The organism is Spirochaetia bacterium (assembly GCA_022482625.1).
GTDB lineage: Bacteria > Spirochaetota > Spirochaetia > Sphaerochaetales > Sphaerochaetaceae > Pleomorphochaeta.
Window position 1 is genome coordinate 3,139,161 of record JAKVOU010000001.1, and the last position, 19,112, is coordinate 3,158,272.

Consider the following 19,112-nt stretch of genomic DNA (forward strand, 5'->3'; position numbering starts at 1 on the left):
TATCTATTATGAGTGGGGAAAAAAGTACGTATGGTTTTTTCAAGAACAGTTTTCTTGTTCGCCTGATATTGGGAGTACTCCTGATTGTCCTAGGCTTATATCTTCTGTTGGCCAATAGCGAACATGTTCTGGCTATCCTGATTGTTATTTTTGGTATAGGAAGCATCATTACCGGAGCGCGGGAATTGTTCCAGCAATCAATCTATGCTGAATTCCATCTTGCACATACTACCTCAGTCATCGTTGCTGTGGTCGATCTTGTCGTCGGAATCCTAGTGCTTGTCTATCCACATACATCAGCCTCCATAGCCGTGAAGGCCGTTTTTTATCTTCTTGCAATACAGCTTGCTGTTTCAGGAATCTCAAATGCATTCATGGCGTTGACTGTCAAACGGAAAAGCGGTCTTCCTATCCTGAGTCAGATGATTCTTGCTCTTGTTGATATCCTGCTTGCCATCATCTGTATTATGTTCAGTGCGGATTTAGCCAGTATCATACTGAAGATAATCGGAGTAGGCATACTTGTCGGTGGGATAGGCATGTTCCTGTATGGCCTGAGGCTGAACAGGCTCAGGAAAGAGGCAAAGGCGAAGACGATTGAAGGAGATGTCGAACCCTTGGAATGATCGTTTTTCTCTAATATTACGCAATGTATTGACACAACTTAGGTGAAAGTATAAGGTGCACAGTATGAAGATTACAACAACCAGAATCCATCATCATTACGTGTTTTAACCGACCTAAGCGTGGTGTGGATTGTTGTTCATGTGCAAGGGCCCCCGCTTAGCGGGGGCCTTAATTTATATTCGGGAGTGAGAAATGGAACCGAGACTGAAGATTGCATTGCAGAAAAAAGGCAGGCTGAGTGAACAAAGTTTGGAAATCATCAAGACCTGTGGTATCAAGTTTGGCTGTGACTCCAGGGTCCTGAAGGAGTCTGCTTCAAATTTCCCGCTTGATTTTCTGTATGTGCGTGATGATGATATTCCCCGTTACGTCGAAGAGGGCGTAGCTGATGTGGGGATCGTCGGGCGTAATGAATTCGATGAACAGGGACTTGACCTGAAAGTTATCAAAGACTTGGGCTTTGCTTCCTGCCGGCTTTCGGTTGCGGTTCCTCATGATTTCGCCTATGCAGGCCTGCAATCTCTTGAAGGGATGCGCATAGCTACCAGCTATCCCCATATCCTTGGAAAAATTCTGAAAGAGCATGGAGTATCCGCATCTTTCGTTACGGTTACCGGTTCTGTTGAGATTACTCCTGCTATCGGAGTTGCTGATGCTATCTGTGACTTGGTTTCCACAGGTGCTACCTTGGCTATGAACGGACTGAGGGAAGTAGAGCCGATTTATTATAGCAGTGCGGTGATGATTGCCAGTAGAGATCTGGGAGCTGCACAAGGGGATATCCTGACAAGGCTGCTGCTGCGGATTGATGCTGTGATGCAGGCAAGGAACTATAAATATATCATGTTCAATTTACCGGAGGAGCAACTTGATCAGGTTGCCAAGATTGTAGGTGGTATGAAAAGTCCTACGGTAACTCCTTTGATGGAAAAAGGATGGATTTCTGTTCAGACTGTTATCAGTGAAGATACATTCTGGGAAGATTTCGAACAGCTCAAGGCCTTGGGTGCCCAAGGTATCCTTGTCACACCTATTGAAAAGATGACGGAGTAAGCTTATGATGCTGGATTTTACCTATGATCCGAAAGGGGATGCCCTGCAAAGGTTGCTTTCCCGGAGTATGGCGGATGACCAGGCTGTCAAGGAGACTGTCTGCAAGGTACTTGCAAAGGTCAAGACTGAAGGCGATACTGCCTTGTTTGACTTTGCACGGCAATTTGATCATGTGGAGCTTTCCGCTTTGCGGGTCACGCAGGAAGAAATTGCAGAGGCAAAAAGGCTTGTTGATCCGAGGCTCAAGAAAGCAATCTGCCAAGCTGCCGACAATATCACAGCTTTTCATAAAGCAGAATTGCCTCAAGCGGAGTATCTGGAACCCATGGAAGGCATAGAACTTTCTCGGAAGATTGTCCCGATTTCATCTGTGGGACTGTATGTCCCAGGAGGGACTGCCCCTTTGTTTTCGACAGTACTTATGTTGTCTTTGCCAGCAAAGGTTGCCGGGTGCCGGTCCGTGACGCTTTGTACACCTCCAGGGAAAGATGGGACCATACATCCGGCTCTGCTTTTTGCTGCAGATCTTGGAGGCGTCACTAACATCTACAAATGCGGTGGAGCGCAGGCAATTGCGGCCATGGCTTACGGAACACAGACCATAGCTCCTGTAGAAAAGATATTCGGGCCTGGAAATCGCTTTGTTACCACTGCAAAGATGTTGGTCAGTGAAACAGTTGCCATTGATATGCCTGCGGGTCCAAGTGAAGTAATGGTCATAGCTGACCCGACTTCTGACCCTGCATTCGTTGCCAGTGATTTTCTCAGTCAGGCAGAACATGGCAAAGACAGTCAGTCAATGCTTGTTGTCATTGGAGATGAAAAAGAAGCAACAGCATACATGCAGAAGATTGAACGGGCTTTGGAAAAACAACTGTCACAGTTGCCTCGGCATGAATATCTGCTTCCTTCCCTTGCACATTCCCATGCCTTGGCGGTGCCTTCTCTTGAACGTTGTGCACAGGTTGTCAATGCCTATGCACCCGAACACCTTGTCATCAATCTGAGTGAACCTGAAAAACTTGCTGATCTGGTAGAAAATGCCGGTTCAATTTTCCTAGGTCCTTGGTCCTGTGAAAGTGCCGGTGACTATGCCAGTGGTACAAACCATACACTTCCTACCAGAGGATGGGCCAGAAGCTACAGCGGGGTGAGTACAGATTCTTTTCTGAAGAAAATAACGATTCAGAAACTTTCCAAGGCTGGGCTGGAGCATCTTTCAGATACGATTGTTACTATGGCTGAGGGTGAGATGCTTTCTGCCCATGCCAATGCAGTACAGGTCAGGCTGGGAAAGGAGAAGAAATAATGAAAGAATTACTCAGGGATAATATCCGCAACCTTGTACCATATCGCTGTGCCAGGGATGATTTCAGCGGTAAAGCAGAAGTGTTTGTGGATGCCAATGAGAACTGGAAGCAGTTTGTCGGCCAAACACAGTATAACCGTTATCCTGATCCTGCTTCTGCTGCATTGCGAAAAGGTATCGAAGAGGTGATGGGGCTTCCTTTTGGGATGACTGTAGTCGGAAACGGCAGTGACGAGATCATAGATAATCTGATTCGGATGTTCTGTAATCCTGGGAAGGATGCCATCGTTATCTTTCCTCCTACCTATGGTGCCTATAAGGTGTTTGCCGATATAAATGATGTCGCTTCGGTAGAACTTCCACTCAAGGAAGACTTCAGCCTTGATATGGAAAGTTTGAGGAAATTCTGCCATACAGCTGATTCAAAGTATAAGCTTATGTTTGTCTGCTCTCCTAATAATCCGAGCGGAAATGCACATCCTTTGGAACAGATAGAAGAAACTTGCCGATTATTCAAAGGTATCGTGGTGGTTGACGAAGCCTATGTTGATTTTTCTGAAAAGGGGAGCGCACGCTCACTTCAGTCAAAATATGATAACTTGGTCATCCTTCGTACTTTTTCAAAATGCTGGGGACTTGCGGGCGCTCGGATCGGTATCCTTGTAGCTTCTCCTGAACTTTGTGCCGTGATGCGGTCAATGAAATATCCGTATAATATCGGAAGGCCAAGCCAGGAAGTTGCCGTCAATTGCTTGCTTGCAGCGGATCAGGTACATAAGGAAATGAAAGCAATCATTGAAAGACGGGAACGATATCAGCAGCTTTACAAGACTCTTTCCTGTGTGAAGGAAGTTTATCCAAGCGATGCAAATTTTTTGCTTGTGAAGACTTCTGATGCTGATAGCATCTGGTCTTATCTTGCAGGAAAAGGAATAATCGTGAGGAACCGTACCAATCAGTTCGGTTGCAGCGGCTGTCTGAGGATTTCGATTGGAAGCGAAGAAGAATGTCGGAAGACATATGAGGCCATTGCCTCATGGGAGGCATAATGAAAGAACATCCGTTTGTCCCTGTTTTGTTTGTGGATAGGGAAGGGACAATACTTCAGGATACCCGCTTGGATGGATTTGGCAAAGTCCATTGGATCCCTGGCGTTTTTGCAGGACTTTCAAAGATCAGGAAGTTCGGAGATTTTTCTTTGGTTATGCTTTCCCAGCAGATGGGCGTCGGGACAGCTGCTTTTTCCCGTGAGTCGTTCCTTCCTGTACATCAATGGGTATTGGATACACTTGCTGGTGAGCGAATATGTTTCGATGATGTCCATGTTGATTTTTCCTTGGAAGGAGACAACTGTCCTGGACATTTGCCTTCTCCTTCCTTGTTGGCTTCCTATACTGCAGGGGCATATGATTTGGATCATTCTTTCCTGATCGGCGGCAAGCTGATGGATGTGGAGCTTGCGTCTTCTCTTGGATGTAAAGTCATCCTGTTTGCTGAGAAACAAGCCGGTGCAGCATTGCTTGCTGACAGAAAGGAACTTGCACCTGCAGTTGTTTTTATAAGCGATGATTGGCAGGAGATTGCATCCTTCCTGGTCGGAGGAGAAGAGCGGGAAGATCGCAAGGCCACGATAATCCGCAATACGGCAGAGACAAGGATTACCTTATCCGTCAACCTTGATGGGACCGGCAAGGGAAACATGCATACAGGTATAGGATTCTTGGACCACATGCTGGCTCAGGTACTTCGTCATAGCCAGATTGATATGGATCTCTCGGCAGACGGTGACTTGGAGGTCGATGAGCATCATACCGTGGAAGATATTGCCATTGTCATGGGGAGTGCAATCAAGCAGGCACTGGGGGATAAATGGGGTATATCCCGCTATGGTTTTGACCTGTTGCCTATGGATGATGTACTTGCCCAAGGTGCCATTGACTTTTCGGGTCGACCATTCTTTCATTGGAATGTACCTTTCAGGAGAGAATATGTAGGAACGTTTCCGACTGAGATGTTTGGACATTTCTTCAAGTCATTCAGTGATGCAGCTGCCTGCAACCTGGACCTCAAGGTAAGCCAGGGAAATGCCCATCATATGATTGAGGCTGTATTCAAATGCTTTGCGAAATCATTGAAGATGGCCGTCCATCGATATCCATATAGCAATGAGTTGCCGTCGACCAAAGGAGTACTGTGATGATTGCCATAGTAAAATACAATGCGGGGAATGTACGGAGCGTGCTCTGTGCATTACAGAGACTGGGCGCAACAGCCAAGGTAAGTGATGACATCCAGTTCCTGAAAAAGGCCGACCATGTCATTTTTCCCTGGTGTAGGTGAGGCTTCTACAGCCATGGAGTATCTGCAGTCAAAAGGTCTGGACAAGGTGCTGGTTTCATTGAAACGACCTTTCCTTGGCATTTGCCTAGGACTTCAGCTCATGTGCCGTCATAGTGAGGAAAACGATGTGGATTGTCTGGGCATTTTCCCTACGCTTGTGCAGCGTTTTCCTCCATCTGAGGGAGTAAAGATTCCGCATGTAGGTTGGAATATGCTTGAAACAAAAGATGATCCTTTGCTGAAGAATGTTGCTGACGGGCAATTCTGCTACTTTGTGCATAGCTATTATGTGCCTTCATGCAGGGAGACTATAGCTGATTGTACCTATGATGGGATCAAATTCTCAGCTTCGTTGCACAAGGACAATTTCTGGGGATGCCAGTTCCATCCTGAAAAGAGCGGTCATGTAGGAGAACAGATATTGAAGAATTTCCTGGAGATCCGTCTATGATCATCATACCTGCGATTGATTTGATTGACGGACAACTGGTCAGACTGAGCAAAGGTGACTATAACAGCAAAAAGGCATATGGAAAGAATCCTGTGGATATGGCCTTGGCTTTTGAAGCTGCAGGACTCACACATCTGCATCTGGTTGATCTTGACGGGGCCAAGAGCGGAAGCCCGAAGAATCTTGGTGTCCTTGAAGCCATTGCTTCTGCTACTTCCCTTGAGATTGATTTCGGTGGAGGTGTCAAGACCACGGATGCGCTTGCTGCGGCTTTCTCTGCCGGAGCATCTAAAGTTACCTGTGGTTCCATAGCGGCATCAGACAGCAGGTTGGTCATGGAATGGCTTGATAAGTTCGGAGCTGGCAGGCTTGTCCTTGGAGCTGACAGCAGGAACGGCAGGATTGCAACCGTAGGTTGGCTTGAAACGACAGGGCTTGATGTTTTTTCTTTTATCGGCAGCTATCTGGAACGTGGCTTGAAGAGGGTCGTATGTACTGATATTTCCCGTGATGGCATGCTTGCTGGGCCGGCTTTTGAACTCTATGACAAGCTGATTGCTACCTATGGAAAGAAAATTGAGCTGGTGGCCTCAGGAGGAGTCAGTTCCCTGGCTGATTTGGAAAAACTTGCGGGAAAGGGTGTCTTTGCAGCCATTGTAGGCAAGGCAATCTATGAAGGAAATGTAAGTTTGAAAGAACTGAAAGATTTCGAGGAGGAACATCATGCTGGCTAAAAGGATCATACCTTGCCTTGATGTCAGGAACGGCAGGACTGTCAAGGGAATAAACTTTATCAATCTGAGGGATGCAGGTGATGCTGTCGAATTGGCAAAGATCTACAGTGACCAAGGAGCTGATGAACTGACGTTTCTTGATATCACTGCTACGGTTGAGGGACGAAGTACCTTTGCTTCACTGGTCAAGGATATTTCTTCGGCAATAAACATTCCGTTTACAGTCGGTGGCGGTATCAGAAATGTAGCCGATGTAGGTGTATTGCTTGAAGCCGGGGCTGACAAGATATCGATCAACAGCAAGGCTGTTGCCCAACCTGCCATAATTGATGGACTTGCCCATAATTTCGGGAGTCAGTGTGTCGTATGTGCCATCGATGCACGGATGAATGATGAATTCTCAAAAGATAATCTGCAAGGCTGGGAAGTCTATGTCAATGGTGGCCGTACACCGACCGGAATCGATGCCTTTGCATGGGCAAAGGAAGCTGAATCTCGTGGGGCAGGTGAAATATTGCTGACTTCAATGGACCATGACGGAACCAAAGGTGGTTTTGCCCTTGACCTAACCGCAAGAATTAGCGAAAGTGTCTCTATACCGGTAATTGCCAGTGGGGGAGCTGGCTGTATGGAAGATTTTATTGATGTCTTTACCAGAGGAAAGGCCGATGCAGCCCTTGCTGCTTCGATTTTTCATTTCGGGGAAATCAAGATTCCTGAGTTGAAGAAATACCTTTCTTTGCATGGAATAAGTGTCAGGACGTAGAGGGAGAGATGTATGGAAGTCGATTTCAACAAGATGGGTGGCCTGGTACCGGCGATCGTACAGGATGCGAGAACCGGATGTGTGCTGATGCTTGGCTACATGAATGAGGAAAGCCTGAAGATTACCCAGGAAAGGAAACTGGTGACATTCTGGTCGCGGAGCAGGCAACAGCTATGGACGAAAGGTGAAACCAGCGGAAATTACCTGCAGCTGCGGGACATCAAGGTTGACTGTGACAAGGATACCTTGCTTGTCAAGGCAATTCCTATGGGACCGGTCTGCCATACTGGTGCCGATACTTGTTTCTTTGAAGACAACAAGATGGAAGACAGCGATACCAAGGATTTCCTTTTCTATCTGGAAAGCATCATTGAGGACCGTAGGGATTATCCTGTGGAAGGTTCATATACCAACAGCCTTTTTTCCAGGGGTATCAACAGAATTGCCAAGAAAGTCGGGGAAGAAGCTGTGGAATTGGTCATTGAATCCAAAGACAATGACAAATCCCTGCTTATTGGTGAGGCTGCTGACTTGCTTTATCACTTGCAGGTGCTCCTGACATACAAGGATGTCAAACTTATGGAAGTCCTTGAATGTCTGAAGGAAAGGCATAGCTGATTTCAGTCAAATGACAGCAAGTCTTTTTCTGCAAATGAGTAGTAACTTTCTGTACTGAAGACCAGATGGTCCAGTACTTTTATGCCTAGCAAACGTCCGCATTTTATCATCCTTTCTGTCAGCTGTCGGTCAGGTATGCTGGGTAAAAGATTTCCTGACGGATGGTTGTGTGCCAATATCAAAGCAACTCCTCTTTTTTCCAGAATCGGTGCAAATACATCACGAGGGTGCACTTGGCATTCATTGACAGTTCCTACTGCTGCGACGATTATTTCCAGTACTTCATGAGCACCATTCAGCCCTATTACAATAAATTGTTCCTGGGAACGGGAAGCATAATGCCTGATGACATTGAATACATCGGCAGCTTCCTGGATGACGGTTTTCTGTTCCCGTGGTGTCTTTCTCCGCCCTAGTTCCAAAGCTGCAGCGATAATGCATGCCTTTGCTGTTCCAAGTCCTTTTATCTGCATCAGTGCTGCCATGGAGGGCAGAGGCTCCTGGTCCAGGAGTTTTACCACTTCCTGGGAAATTTTTGTCACTGATTGGCTTTTGTTTCCTGAACTGATGAGTATGGCAAGCAGTTCTTCATCTGACAGATTTTCGGCTCCAATGTTTTCCAGGCGTTCACGAGGCCTGAGTTCCTGTGGCAGCTCATGTATCTTGAGCGTGGTCGCTTGTGTGATTGAGTAGTTCATATTCCATATATACAGGATACTTGTCAGTTTGCATGAAACATGCTAAACAATTCACATGGCAAAAGGAAAATATAGGATAGGATTGCTTGCACAGAAAGCACAGGTATCGATACGTACCGTACGTTACTATGAGTCCCTTGGACTGATCAGTCCTACCGGTAGGTCTGAGGGTGGACAGCGATACTATGATGACAAAGACTTGCTTTATCTGCGCAGAATCCTGGAACTGAAATCCTTGGATTTCAGCCTTGAACAGATAAAGATGATCGTACAGATGGGGGCAGATGACCTTTCCGGTGACAAACGTCGGACTGAACTGCTCCACCTGTATCGCAACAAACTGTCCCAGGCGTTGGATCGCAAGAACAATATTGAAGCACGGATAGATGAAATAAGTTGGCATATCCGACAATTGGAATCCGGCATTGACTTTCGCCAATGCCCAGGGGAAGACTGCAAGACCTGTCCTTTCAAGGAAAGCTGTCGTTTTTTCAGTGACTGCCCTTAGGTTTTCTTGACGAAAACCTTACCGCAATGCGGACAGGTGATTTTGATTTTTCCCTTGTTTTTAGGAACGCGACAGATTCCTTTGCAGCTGGGGCAGACGAGGAATACATATCCTTTTTTCCCTTCCCTATGATAATATTGCTGGTCATGGAACCATTTGCTTGGTTTTGCTGTCAATTCAAGGAATTTGTTGTTTTCTTTCAACCTGGTACCTTTGTTCGTTGAAAAGGTCCTGAAAATCTGAAGTATCAGAATAACAAGGGAGAGAAAAGAAAAAACTTGTCCGATTCCGAATTGGAAGGTGACGGCTGCCACAACCTGTAACAGAACACAAAGGAAGAGAAGGAACATGCCCAAGGCATCTGTTCCGTACCACTTGCTGCGCAGTTTCTGCAGCTTGTCTTTTAAGTCATCATGCTTGCTCATAGGAATACTATCGACAAAATCAAAAAAAATGGCAAGCCATAGATCAACTCAAGGCTTTTAGGATAGCCTGTTTGTTGAGCAGCCTGGTAAAATGATGCATCGGTATTGGCCTGCTGTACAGGAATCCCTGCTGGTAGGTTGCCATCATGGATTGGATCATCTGTGCCTGATGCTTGGTCTCGATACCTTCGACTACCGTTGAAAGCCCAAGGTTATTGATGAGTTCAATCAGACCAGAAACCAAGATCCTGTAGCTGTCTTCCTCCTCACAGGGATATAGGAGCGAACGGTCAAGCTTGATGATATCGAATGGCAATCTCAGCACTGCGTCTAGGTTTGCATATCCGGTTCCGAAATCGTCGATGGCAAACTGAATGCCTGCTTGCTGGAGCTTAAGCATTGTTTCTTCGATGAACGGTACCTTGGAAGAAATACTTTCCGTGATTTCCAGTATAAATCTGGAAGGAGATACCTGATATTTCCCCATGAGAGAAAGAATGTCCTCGGCAAGGTGCGGGTTCAGGCAGTCGCTGACACTCAGGTTGATGCTGATCCTTTCGAAGTTCCTCGGCAACTGTGTTGATTTCAAGTATCTGCATGTTGCTTCGAGTATCTGGAATCCTATCTGATTTATCAATCCTTTTTCTTCAGCAATAGGAATGAATTGGTCCGGCATCAACAAGCCAAGTTCGTCATCTTCAATCCGTGCCAAGGCTTCTGCACTGACAAAGGCATCTTTTTCTGGGCAATACAGCGGTTGCAGATATACTGAAAGTGAGTGGTCTTCCAAAGCTTTTCTCAGAGCATGTTCAATTTGTCTGTGATTCTTGAGGTCCTGCAGAAGCGTACCAGTGTCTGACATGACGGATAAACTCGGAATGGTCAGGTATTTGTCAAATAGAGAACATATTTCGTAGGCATCCGTTGCTCCCTGAAGATCTTCAGTACAGATGAGATGGACATTGACGACTATGTCCTTTTTGCCTTTTTCCCTGATGTTGATGGGGAGATGGTCCTCAAGGAAATCCCTGATATCCTGTTGGCTTTTTTCTGTAGAAGTCAGCAGGACAAAACTGTTGTGTCGGTATCTGAAAGCTTTGCATTTCCTGCAATCCGACAGCCAGTTGTCCAATTGTTTCTGTACCAACAGGGTATGCTTGAGGACTGATATGTTGCTTTCCGTACTGTTCTGTGTGGTGTCCAGCAAGATAGCCCGAAAGGAATTTTGTTGCCTAAGTAGGGATGAAATGTATCTTTCCAAGGTCCCTTCATCGCGGATGTTTTCTGATTCCATGGAAAAATTTTCCCTGTTCTTAAGCAGTGCAAGAATTGCAAAGAATTGAAAAACAGGCAGCAATGCCATTGTTTTTTCTTGCACGAATAAAAAAGGAACAAGGAGCAGACTTAGATAAAAGATCAAGCCGGACAGTTGTTTCTTCGTATAGTTGTTTGCATGTTTCACGAGCATATGAACGGCTTGCATAAAGAATATCAATGCTATGCTGCTTGCATACAGACGAAGCAACCATGACAATCGATGGATGTTTCCTGAGGTATTTTCCCGGTTGAAAGAAATGAAGAGCAAGCTTGCTCCCAACAGCATCAAGTCTCCTATATCTAAATGGAGCTTTCTTTTTTTATTCTGGTAGACAAGGCAAGAGACATATCTGGTAGCTAGATACGATATAAGCAACAGGAATATCAACGTCATTTTCTCAAATGGAGCAGATATGAAATGTGACATACTGCCGATACCTATTGCTAGAACTGTCGAGCCAAATGAAAGCAAAGAAACCTCAAACAGCAAGGAGAGTGCCCGTACAGAAGCTGTTTCTTCCTGATTGTCAAGATATCGGAAGAAAAGAATCAGTAGTATGACTAGACTGGCTGAGAGAAGAAAAAAATTGACTGTCACCGTTCGCTCCTTAGTCGAGAGAGAGGAAAACGACTTTCACCTTTTAATTGAGTATAGAGGATAAATTCGTTCATGTACAGACTTCTTACAAGAAAATAAGCAAAAAAGCATTACTTATGACATAAAAAACAAAATAAATGCTACTCTTTTATGGGAAATAGATATTTTTACGATGACATTCCATTGCTGTTTATAGAATATGATGGCCAAAGTATGGCGATAGATTATAAAACTGATTTTTCCGAGTTTTTAGGTGTTGTTTTGGTGAGTTTGCCGATACAATTCTTTGAATCTGAGATATTTTTCATGATAATAAGTCCCCGCTTTCCTGTCAGGGTGGTAGGCTACGGTGGGTCGTGACAGATGGGCATCAGCCTCTTTCAGGTTACCGTAGTAGCCCAATGAGGTTGATGCAAGCATGGATAGTCCCATCAGTTCTACCGGTTTGTCTGTCAAATCCCTTGTTTCCAGTTGCAGTACCGTGCTTTTGAGCTGGCTGAGGAAGCCCATGTCCGAATGGTTGTCCGTAATGTAGAGACAGGTTGCAGCTTCACCCAGCTTGCCCATTGTATCCATGACATCATATATGGCCAGGCATATGCCCTCCATGATAGCCAAGGCAATTTCACCTCTTCCTGTAGTAAGACGGAGACCTGACAGGTTGCCGGTCAACTCACTGTTCCATATCGGAGCCCGTTCCCCGTTGAGGTAGGGGTGAAACAGCACATCTGTCTTTCCTGCCGTTTTTGCCATGTTGATGAATGTCCTGTAATCATCCTTTGCCAGGCCAAGCAGTCTCATGCCCCAATCTATTGCAGCGCCCGTGGTAGATATTACCCCGGAAAGATTCCATAGGTTGCTGTCTGCCGGATGTTCATAGCACATGAGCGGCGTACTGGTCACTTGCTTGCTGATGCAGAGGTTGATTCCCTCGCTTGTTCCGCTTCTGTCGCAGGCAAGATGGGGGCTGCAGGCTCCGCTGCCCAAGATTGAAAGGTAAAAGTCGGGTCCTCCTGCAATGACCTTTGTCTTTTGTGAAAGACCCAATGCATCTGCAGCCTTTTTCGTCAGTGTACCCAATATTGTTCCGGGGCTGACAAAGGGAGGAAACAGATTCCGGTCAAGGCCAAAAGTATCCAGCAGGCTGTCCGTCCAATAATATTGGCCCAGATGTTTTGCAGGGAAAACGGTTGCAGCCGTGCCGGTCAAGGCATAGACAAGATATTCGCTGTTGGTAAGAAAACAGGTTACCTGTTCAAACAGTTCAGGTTCCTTTTCCTTTATCCGTAATATCTTCGGCAGATAGAAACTGCCGTCTATATGGCTTCCGACGGCTTGGGATACCCTTGGTGAGAATTCCTTGCCCCGTTGGTCAAGCCAAAGTCTTGCAGGGGCTGCCTTGAGCGTAAGCAGACCATTTCCCACAGTCGGCATACCGCAGACCGGCACTACCGTCGGGGCATTGCCGCTGATGATGATAGCTTCGACCTGCTGCTTGGGCAGAGTCTTGACTGCTTCCTGCAATCCTTGCAGATATTGATATGGATTGCATTCTGCGACAGGTCCTTCGATATGATTTTCCAACCTTTGTATCGAAAGATGTGATAATACCCCGTGCGTATCTGCAAGGGCTGTTTTCAATGTCGTTGTGCCGATGTCAACTGTCAAGATCATTGCTTGTGTTCCTTGAAATGATTTCTGTGTCCAGCATAGATGGAAACACCGATCAGTACAAGCAAGGCAAACAAGTTCGGCAAGGCAAGTACCAGATCTCCTGGCAATGAAGAAAATCCCTGAAGGTTGTCAGAAACTGCTTCGGCAAATGCAAATATCAATGTAGCAGGAAGCAGACCTATGATATCCCGTCCTCCCAAATAGATGATGACCAAGGCTATCCAACCTTTTCCAGCTGTAATACCGGGAACATAGCTGCCTAGGTTCAGAGACAGGCTGCTACCTGCCAATGCACAGAAAAAACCTGAGATGAGAAAAGAAATTTCCCGTAACCGGTCCTGTCCTATACCGTAGCTTTTCAATGCACCAGCATCAATGCCACAGGCTTTGAGACGGATGCCGAAAGCAGTTCCTTTGATCAGTATGTAGCTGAGGACAAGCAGCAGCAATGCAATGAGCAGGAATGGGGAATGCTGTCCGAGCAAAGGATAGTTCCAAAGGGGTAGCTTGGGCATGTCTGGGAATGTGAGGATTCCTTTGTTGCCGTAGAATCTGAATGAAAGAGCTCCTGTCAATCCCGGAGCAAGCAGGTTTGCAGCCAGGGCAGTGATGAAAAAATTTGCTTTGAGCATTTGGGTGACTTTGCTTATCACGAATGCTAGGATAAGGGAAGCTGCTATTCCTATCATGGTGCCTAAGAAAAGACTACCGGTATAGGCTGCGGCGGTATAGGAAAAATAAGCTCCCATGATCATCAAGCCTTCAAGGGCTATGTTAAGTGTACCTGCAAGTTCCGTATACAGGCCTCCGGTTGCTGCAAGCAACAGGGGAACCATGATATCCAACATGCTGTTGATGATCAGTTCCATGTGTTTTTCCTTCCTTTCAGCAATACCGTACTGGATATGAGCAGAAATACAAGTCCTTGTGCAATTTGTGCCAAATCACTTGTAACATCACTTTGCTGCATGGCAATGGTTGCGCCGCTTTGTATCCATGCAAAGAAGAATGAGGCAGGAAGGACTGCAATAGGATTGCCTGAAGCAATCAGGGCAACGGAAAAACTGCTCCATCCGATGCCTGATGAAAATTCCCTGAGAGTTGCATGATACGTTCCCAACACCAACATTCCTCCTGCGAGGCCATGGAAGAAACCACTTAGGAACAAAGCCCAGACAATGCGTCCATGGCTGCCGATGCCGCCATATCTTGCAAAATCTTCGTTTATGCCGACCATTCTTAGCTCATAGCCACCTTTTGTCTTGAACAGATAGGCGTTGACGATAAAAGTGAGGCAGACTGCATAAATCAGAGCAGTACTGAGACCTGAAGGTGGTAGGATTTGATGAAGTTGCATGGATGCAGCTATCTGTCGGGTTGAAAGCAGATTTGTCTGCGGATCATGCAATGGTCCCGTAACGAGATAATTTCCTAGATTGATCATGCATGATGAGATCAGGTAAGAAGTAATCAGCTCGTTTGTTTTCCATATGGCTTTGAGCAATCCGCTGAGGGCCGCCATAAGGCCACCGCATAAACCGCCTGCCAGCAATGCAATGACAGCTCCCAAAGGACCCCAGCCATGTAGACAGAGTCCTACTTGTGTCGTTACTAGTGCAGAAAGATATATTTGTCCCTCACCACCCAGGTTGATCAAGGAAGCCTTCAATGCGATGAGAATACCTAGGCCACCCAGGACCATGGGGACTGCAGCATTGAGCAGGTTTCCGAAATTGTAGAGATTTGAAAAAGGGCCGAGGCTCATGGCTGCTATTGTTTTCCATGGTTGGCGGCTAAGGATGAATGAAAGCAAGGTAAGAAGCAGAAGGGCTATGCCAAGAATCTTCAATGTACCGACAACTGTTTCTTTTCTTCTGTATTTCATGCCTGTTTTTCTCCGATTCCAAGCATGTAGCAACCGATGACTGTCTTTGTAATTGCCGGAGTCATTTCAAACTGTGCCGCGATTGTTGCATCATGCAGTATGTTGACCCTGTCACTGAGCTCCATTATTTCATCGAGGTTGGAAGAAAGAAGGATAATTGCCTTTCCTTTTGCCTGCAGTTCCCTGATTCTGTCATGTACGTAGGTCGTTGCTGCTACATCCAGTCCCCATGTAGGATTTGCAAGTACAATGTAATCCTCCATGTTGTGGATTTCCCTTGAAAATATTACTTTCTGTATGTTGCCGCCGCTCAACTGTCCGATTGCCTGTCCGAGCTGGCCAGTAATCTGACAATTTCCGATGATATCGTCGACGAATGCCTTTTTGCTGTCTTTCTGCAATGAAAAATATTCCTGCCTTTCATCTATGACGAGGTTTTCTTCCACTGTAGCATTCTGTCCACATCCATAGTGGATCCTGTTTGATGGAACGAAAGCGAGACCCATATGCCTCAGTTTTCTTGCTCCGAGATTTGTGATGTCTTTGCCTTTCAATCTGATCGTACCCCTGCTGGTAGGCAACATACCTCCCAGTACAGCTTCCAGGACACCCATGCCGTTGCCGCTTACACCGCAGAATCCAAGGACTTCCCCTGCATGGACGGTAAAACTGATATCGTGCAGCAATGGTTTCGCTTCGTTGTTCTTTTCAACCCAGATGTCATCTGCCCTGAGTATGGCCTTTGTATGCATCTTGTTTCTCAGGTCAGACGGCTCCATCCTATGTACGGTAACTGCAGATCCTACCATCAGTTTTGAGAGAAGGCATTGATCGACTTCCTGCTTTCTGTAGTTCCCGACCAGCTTGCCCTTTCTCATGACGACTATGCTATCTGCAATTTCCATGACTTCTTTGATCTTGTGCGTGATGAGAATGATGCAGTTGCCCTGGGTCTTGAGTTTTGCAAGCGTCCTGAACAGGGACTTCGTTTCTTGTTCGGTAAGCATGGAAGTCGGTTCGTCAAGTATGAGTATCTTGCTTTTCCTGTACAGCATCTTTGTGATTTCGACCAGTTGTTTTTCACCGACTCCCAGTTGCTTGACTTTCCTTGAAGCCTTCAGCGGAAAACCCTGCCTGTCAAGAAGCGCCTGGACTTTCTGTTCTGCCTTGTTTTTATCATAAAAAAACAGAAACGTCCTTGGTTCCATGCCAAGAACGACATTCTTGGCAATTGAGAAGGGGGCAAAAAGCATGAAATGCTGATGCACCATGCCTATTCCTACCTGCAGGGCCTCGGCGGGGGAAGAGAAACTGACTTGCTTTCCGTCTACTTCAATTGTTCCCGCGTCAGGACGTTCCATGCCATAGAGCAGATTCATCAATGTTGACTTTCCTGCACCGTTTTCCCCGACAATACAGGTTATGGAACCTTTGGAGAAAACAAGATTGACATCATCCACAGCCTTGATGCCGTATTCTTTGTAGGTTTTTGACAGGCCTTTTACCTGTATTGCAGGAATCATTTGCTTAAGTCAATGTCTCCTTTTCTTACTTGGCTGAGGAAAGCATCAAAAGCATCCTTTACCTGTGGGGTCAACCCTTCTCCATAATATGGGGAATCGTCAACAAAGTCGATGTATCCGTCCTTGATTCCCAATGCAGAGGCTTTTCCCCAGGCTATCGTTCCTTTGAGTGCTTCTGAAAGGATTTCAATGGCAAGTTGTTTTTCCTTGATGATGCCGCAGCCGATGACAGTCCCCGGAGCCGATGCATAGTCATCTACGTCCTTTTCTGTGATATAGGTTCCATGTGCTACGGCGCTTTTTATTGCGCCTTTTGCTGCACCTCCGATATCAAGTGCCATTACATCGACCCCTGATGCAACCATTGCATCGGTCAGTTCCTTTGCCTTTGAAGCATCGAACCAATTGCCGATCATACGTTTGTCAAGCGTTATATCCTTGTCGACCTTCCGTGCTCCGGCCAGATAGCCTGGAATCATATAATCATTGAGCAGTGGATAATCCTGCGCTACCAGATAACCGATTTTCTTTTCTTTGTTTGCACCCTTCATGTTGCTGGTAGTTACAAGACCTGCAAGGTAGCCAAGAAGCTGAGCTTGCTGGTACTGGTCGAAGGAATAGGTGCATATGTTGGGATTCCCTTCAAGATAGCCATCAGTTACCACGAATTTCTGCTTTGGAAATTTCTTTGAAATATTGTTGCAGATTTCCGGCATTGAGGGATTTGTGGTCAATACCAGATCATAGGTACCAGAAGCCACAAGACTGGTCAATTGCGATTCCCATTCTGCTTGGTTATAGCCTGCCTCGTAGACCTTGACCGTTACCTGCGGATGGTCAGCGGCAAATTCATTGGCACCGTCTGCCAATGCCTGATAGGTAGGACTTCCGTCCAATACGCCGCTTATATAGACGAGGACCTGCAATGTGTCCTTGTTCTTTTCCTGGGTTCCGCTGGCACCGAGCATCGCAAGTGGTATCAGGAGAAAGCACAGTGCTGCCTTATACATTCGTCTCAATATGCGTGAAGTGAAAAATAGTGTAGTTTCCATACCCTAAGACGCTATGCATACTGACATTCTTTTTCAAGGGAAGCTTGGGAAAAAGTCGGAAGAGGGAGCTTTTTTTTCTGACGTAGGTGAACCTACGTCAGCTTAGGCTTCATATGGTCAGAAAACTGAAAGCCGAACTTGCCATAGAGCACATTTCCGTCATACCCTGTTGCATTGATGCTTTGTATGAGCTTTTTGCATATCCATATATAGGATACTTCATCCTTGCCCTCGGCATAGATGGTCATATGCGGTTCTGTATTGGAGGATCTGATTAGGAAAAAGCCTTTCTCGTTGTCCCATCTTATTCCGTCAACCAATAGCAGATGTCCAGTGGTCTCATCGGCATGCCGACGTATGCTATCCAAGAGGATCTTCCTGTCTTTTTCCTGCATGGGCAGGCGGATTTCACCGCTGTTTATAGGCATCGGATATTTCTTCCTGAAATCCGAAAGGGAAATATGCCAGAACTGCAATGCCTTGAGCACTTCAAGAGCTGCGAACAGGCCATCATCCTCATAGTTGTTTTCTTTGAAATATACATGTCCGCTGGTTTCAGCTGCGAGTCCGACATCTGTCTCTCGCATATGTATCTGCTGATTGACACGTCCGACCTTGGTGAGCAAAGGTATGCCTCCAAGTTCCTTGATGCCATCAAGGAATATCCTGCTGGCTTTGACTTCGCTTTGTACCTTATACCCAGGATGCCTGTCAAGATACGGTCCTGCAAGCAGCAGAAGCAGCTGTATGCCGCTCAATGGTTGTCCGTCTTCATCGACGATGGCAATCCTGTCAGCGTCACCGTCAAAGGCAACGCCGAGATTTGCCTGTTGCCCGCGTACGGTTTTGCCCAGCAACACAAGGTTTTCTGGTTTGCTTGGGTCGGGGGCATGGTTTGGAAAAGAACCGTCAATGGTATCACAGATGAGATAGTGATCCCCCGGCATCTGCGAAAGAAAGGATTTCAGTATGAACAGGGCCGCTCCGTTGCCGGGATCCCATACGATGCGTTTGCCTGCAAATGTCTTTTTGTCTGCTTCGGCAAGCAAATGGGAAAGATAAGCTTCCTTTTCTCGTTTTCCTTCCGTTACCGTCCCTTGGCGCTGAAGCTGAAGACAACTGTCCTCTGCTGCTGTCCTTGCCAAGCCTGCAATATCTTTTTCCAGGAAGTTTCTGCCTTGGAGTACAAATTTCAAGCCGTTGTATGCCGGAGGATTGTGACTTGCTGTTACCATGAGTCCTCCATCGGCATGCAGGGATGAAACGCTGTAATAGAGGCAAGGTGATGAGACCAAGCCTAGGTCAATGACCTGTATGCCGCTTTCGACAAGTCCCTTGATGAGTGCCTGTGAAGCTTCAGGCGAAGAAAGTCTTCCGTCTCTTCCGACGATACAGGAAATTCCATTTTTCGTAATAAGATAAGTTGCAAAGGTACGTCCGAACCAATAGTAGTCTTCTGCTGTAAGCTCAGTACCATAGATGCCTCTGATATCTCCAGGTTTGAGTATTTCCTTGTTGAATATATGTCCCATTC

At 46.2% G+C, this 19,112-nt stretch carries 18 protein-coding genes and 1 pseudogene; 10 read left to right on the forward strand and 9 right to left on the reverse strand.

Annotation, left to right across the window (positions count from 1 at the left end; all coding sequences use genetic code 11):
* Positions 1 to 8: 8 nt before the first annotated feature.
* The 9 genes and pseudogenes from LKE40_14250 to hisIE all read left to right on the forward strand — a co-directional run bounded on the left by LKE40_14250 (position 9) and on the right by hisIE (position 7,898).
* Positions 9 to 626, forward strand: a complete 618-nt coding sequence (locus tag LKE40_14250; GenBank protein MCH3918591.1) for a DUF308 domain-containing protein — start codon at positions 9 to 11, stop codon at positions 624 to 626.
* Positions 627 to 819: 193 nt separating this feature from the next.
* On the forward strand, positions 820 to 1,680 hold the full coding sequence (hisG, locus tag LKE40_14255; protein ID MCH3918592.1) for an ATP phosphoribosyltransferase: 861 nt from the start codon (positions 820 to 822) through the stop codon (positions 1,678 to 1,680).
* A gap of 4 nt (positions 1,681 to 1,684) precedes the next feature.
* The gene (hisD, locus tag LKE40_14260) at positions 1,685 to 2,989 is read left to right on the forward strand and encodes a histidinol dehydrogenase (protein MCH3918593.1); all 1,305 of its coding nucleotides are present in this window, start codon (positions 1,685 to 1,687) and stop codon (positions 2,987 to 2,989) included.
* On the forward strand, positions 2,989 to 4,038 hold the full coding sequence (gene hisC, locus LKE40_14265; GenBank protein MCH3918594.1) for a histidinol-phosphate transaminase: 1,050 nt from the start codon (positions 2,989 to 2,991) through the stop codon (positions 4,036 to 4,038). Before hisD ends, hisC begins: the two co-directional genes overlap by 1 nt.
* Complete coding sequence (hisB, locus tag LKE40_14270; GenBank protein ID MCH3918595.1) at positions 4,038 to 5,186, forward strand: imidazoleglycerol-phosphate dehydratase HisB; 1,149 nt, start codon at positions 4,038 to 4,040, stop codon at positions 5,184 to 5,186. The genes hisC and hisB overlap by 1 nt, the downstream gene beginning before the upstream one ends.
* Positions 5,183 to 5,780, forward strand: a pseudogene (hisH, locus tag LKE40_14275) (imidazole glycerol phosphate synthase subunit HisH). Before hisB ends, hisH begins: the two are co-directional and overlap by 4 nt.
* Positions 5,777 to 6,514, forward strand: coding sequence for a 1-(5-phosphoribosyl)-5-[(5-phosphoribosylamino)methylideneamino]imidazole-4-carboxamide isomerase (gene hisA, locus LKE40_14280; protein MCH3918596.1), 738 nt, complete (start codon positions 5,777 to 5,779; stop codon positions 6,512 to 6,514). The pseudogene hisH and the gene hisA overlap by 4 nt, the downstream one beginning before the upstream one ends.
* Positions 6,504 to 7,280: an imidazole glycerol phosphate synthase subunit HisF gene (gene hisF / locus LKE40_14285; GenBank protein ID MCH3918597.1), complete on the forward strand. Its 777-nt coding sequence runs from the start codon at positions 6,504 to 6,506 to the stop codon at positions 7,278 to 7,280. The genes hisA and hisF overlap by 11 nt, the downstream gene beginning before the upstream one ends.
* A gap of 12 nt (positions 7,281 to 7,292) precedes the next feature.
* Complete coding sequence (gene hisIE / locus LKE40_14290; protein ID MCH3918598.1) at positions 7,293 to 7,898, forward strand: bifunctional phosphoribosyl-AMP cyclohydrolase/phosphoribosyl-ATP diphosphatase HisIE; 606 nt, start codon at positions 7,293 to 7,295, stop codon at positions 7,896 to 7,898.
* A gap of 2 nt (positions 7,899 to 7,900) precedes the next feature.
* Here hisIE and radC read toward each other — a convergent pair whose 3' ends face one another.
* Positions 7,901 to 8,596 (reverse strand): DNA repair protein RadC, encoded by a 696-nt coding sequence (radC, locus tag LKE40_14295; GenBank protein MCH3918599.1) that lies wholly within the window; start codon positions 8,594 to 8,596, stop codon positions 7,901 to 7,903.
* Positions 8,597 to 8,651: 55 nt separating this feature from the next.
* On the opposite strand from radC, the gene LKE40_14300 reads away from it, so the two are divergent.
* The gene (locus tag LKE40_14300; GenBank protein MCH3918600.1) at positions 8,652 to 9,104 is read left to right on the forward strand and encodes a MerR family transcriptional regulator; all 453 of its coding nucleotides are present in this window, start codon (positions 8,652 to 8,654) and stop codon (positions 9,102 to 9,104) included.
* Here the strand turns inward: LKE40_14300 and LKE40_14305 are convergent.
* The 8 genes from LKE40_14305 to LKE40_14340 all read right to left on the reverse strand — a co-directional run bounded on the left by LKE40_14305 (position 9,101) and on the right by LKE40_14340 (position 19,110).
* A complete protein-coding gene (locus tag LKE40_14305; protein MCH3918601.1) occupies positions 9,101 to 9,529 on the reverse strand; it encodes a hypothetical protein in 429 nt (142 codons plus the stop codon). The two genes, LKE40_14300 and LKE40_14305, sit on opposite strands and share 4 nt — an antisense overlap.
* A 43-nt stretch (positions 9,530 to 9,572) precedes the next feature.
* Positions 9,573 to 11,444: an EAL domain-containing protein gene (locus LKE40_14310; GenBank protein MCH3918602.1), complete on the reverse strand. Its 1,872-nt coding sequence runs from the start codon at positions 11,442 to 11,444 to the stop codon at positions 9,573 to 9,575.
* Positions 11,445 to 11,693: 249 nt separating this feature from the next.
* Positions 11,694 to 13,118 (reverse strand): hypothetical protein, encoded by a 1,425-nt coding sequence (locus LKE40_14315; protein ID MCH3918603.1) that lies wholly within the window; start codon positions 13,116 to 13,118, stop codon positions 11,694 to 11,696.
* Positions 13,115 to 13,987 carry an ABC transporter permease gene (locus LKE40_14320; GenBank protein ID MCH3918604.1) on the reverse strand — a complete coding sequence of 291 codons (873 nt, stop codon included), beginning with the start codon at positions 13,985 to 13,987 and terminating at the stop codon, positions 13,115 to 13,117. The genes LKE40_14315 and LKE40_14320 overlap by 4 nt, the downstream gene beginning before the upstream one ends.
* A complete protein-coding gene (locus LKE40_14325) occupies positions 13,978 to 15,003 on the reverse strand; it encodes an ABC transporter permease (protein ID MCH3918605.1) in 1,026 nt (341 codons plus the stop codon). The genes LKE40_14320 and LKE40_14325 overlap by 10 nt, the downstream gene beginning before the upstream one ends.
* Positions 15,000 to 16,526, reverse strand: a complete 1,527-nt coding sequence (locus LKE40_14330; protein ID MCH3918606.1) for an ABC transporter ATP-binding protein — start codon at positions 16,524 to 16,526, stop codon at positions 15,000 to 15,002. The genes LKE40_14325 and LKE40_14330 overlap by 4 nt, the downstream gene beginning before the upstream one ends.
* Positions 16,523 to 17,578 (reverse strand): BMP family ABC transporter substrate-binding protein, encoded by a 1,056-nt coding sequence (locus LKE40_14335; GenBank protein ID MCH3918607.1) that lies wholly within the window; start codon positions 17,576 to 17,578, stop codon positions 16,523 to 16,525. Before LKE40_14335 ends, LKE40_14330 begins: the two co-directional genes overlap by 4 nt.
* Before the next feature lie 92 nt (positions 17,579 to 17,670).
* Complete coding sequence (locus tag LKE40_14340; protein ID MCH3918608.1) at positions 17,671 to 19,110, reverse strand: phosphomannomutase/phosphoglucomutase; 1,440 nt, start codon at positions 19,108 to 19,110, stop codon at positions 17,671 to 17,673.
* Between the last annotated feature and the right edge of the window lie 2 nt (positions 19,111 to 19,112).

Excerpts from the sequence above, each read along its gene's own strand:
- LKE40_14340 (MCH3918608.1), bottom strand. The coding sequence starts at position 19,110 with ATGGGACATATATTCAACAAGGAAATACTCAAACCTGGAGATATCAGA.
- LKE40_14320 (MCH3918604.1), bottom strand. The coding sequence starts at position 13,987 with ATGGAACTGATCATCAACAGCATGTTGGATATCATGGTTCCCCTGTTG.
- LKE40_14335 (MCH3918607.1), bottom strand. The coding sequence starts at position 17,578 with ATGGAAACTACACTATTTTTCACTTCACGCATATTGAGACGAATGTAT.
- hisF (MCH3918597.1), top strand. The coding sequence starts at position 6,504 with ATGCTGGCTAAAAGGATCATACCTTGCCTTGATGTCAGGAACGGCAGG.
- LKE40_14325 (MCH3918605.1), bottom strand. The coding sequence starts at position 15,003 with ATGAAATACAGAAGAAAAGAAACAGTTGTCGGTACATTGAAGATTCTT.
- hisIE (MCH3918598.1), top strand. The coding sequence starts at position 7,293 with ATGGAAGTCGATTTCAACAAGATGGGTGGCCTGGTACCGGCGATCGTA.
- LKE40_14330 (MCH3918606.1), bottom strand. The coding sequence starts at position 16,526 with ATGATTCCTGCAATACAGGTAAAAGGCCTGTCAAAAACCTACAAAGAA.
- LKE40_14315 (MCH3918603.1), bottom strand. The coding sequence starts at position 13,118 with ATGATCTTGACAGTTGACATCGGCACAACGACATTGAAAACAGCCCTT.
- hisG (MCH3918592.1), top strand. The coding sequence starts at position 820 with ATGGAACCGAGACTGAAGATTGCATTGCAGAAAAAAGGCAGGCTGAGT.
- LKE40_14300 (MCH3918600.1), top strand. The coding sequence starts at position 8,652 with ATGGCAAAAGGAAAATATAGGATAGGATTGCTTGCACAGAAAGCACAG.
- LKE40_14250 (MCH3918591.1), top strand. The coding sequence starts at position 9 with ATGAGTGGGGAAAAAAGTACGTATGGTTTTTTCAAGAACAGTTTTCTT.
- LKE40_14305 (MCH3918601.1), bottom strand. The coding sequence starts at position 9,529 with ATGAGCAAGCATGATGACTTAAAAGACAAGCTGCAGAAACTGCGCAGC.
- hisC (MCH3918594.1), top strand. The coding sequence starts at position 2,989 with ATGAAAGAATTACTCAGGGATAATATCCGCAACCTTGTACCATATCGC.
- hisB (MCH3918595.1), top strand. The coding sequence starts at position 4,038 with ATGAAAGAACATCCGTTTGTCCCTGTTTTGTTTGTGGATAGGGAAGGG.
- radC (MCH3918599.1), bottom strand. The coding sequence starts at position 8,596 with ATGAACTACTCAATCACACAAGCGACCACGCTCAAGATACATGAGCTG.
- hisD (MCH3918593.1), top strand. The coding sequence starts at position 1,685 with ATGATGCTGGATTTTACCTATGATCCGAAAGGGGATGCCCTGCAAAGG.
- hisA (MCH3918596.1), top strand. The coding sequence starts at position 5,777 with ATGATCATCATACCTGCGATTGATTTGATTGACGGACAACTGGTCAGA.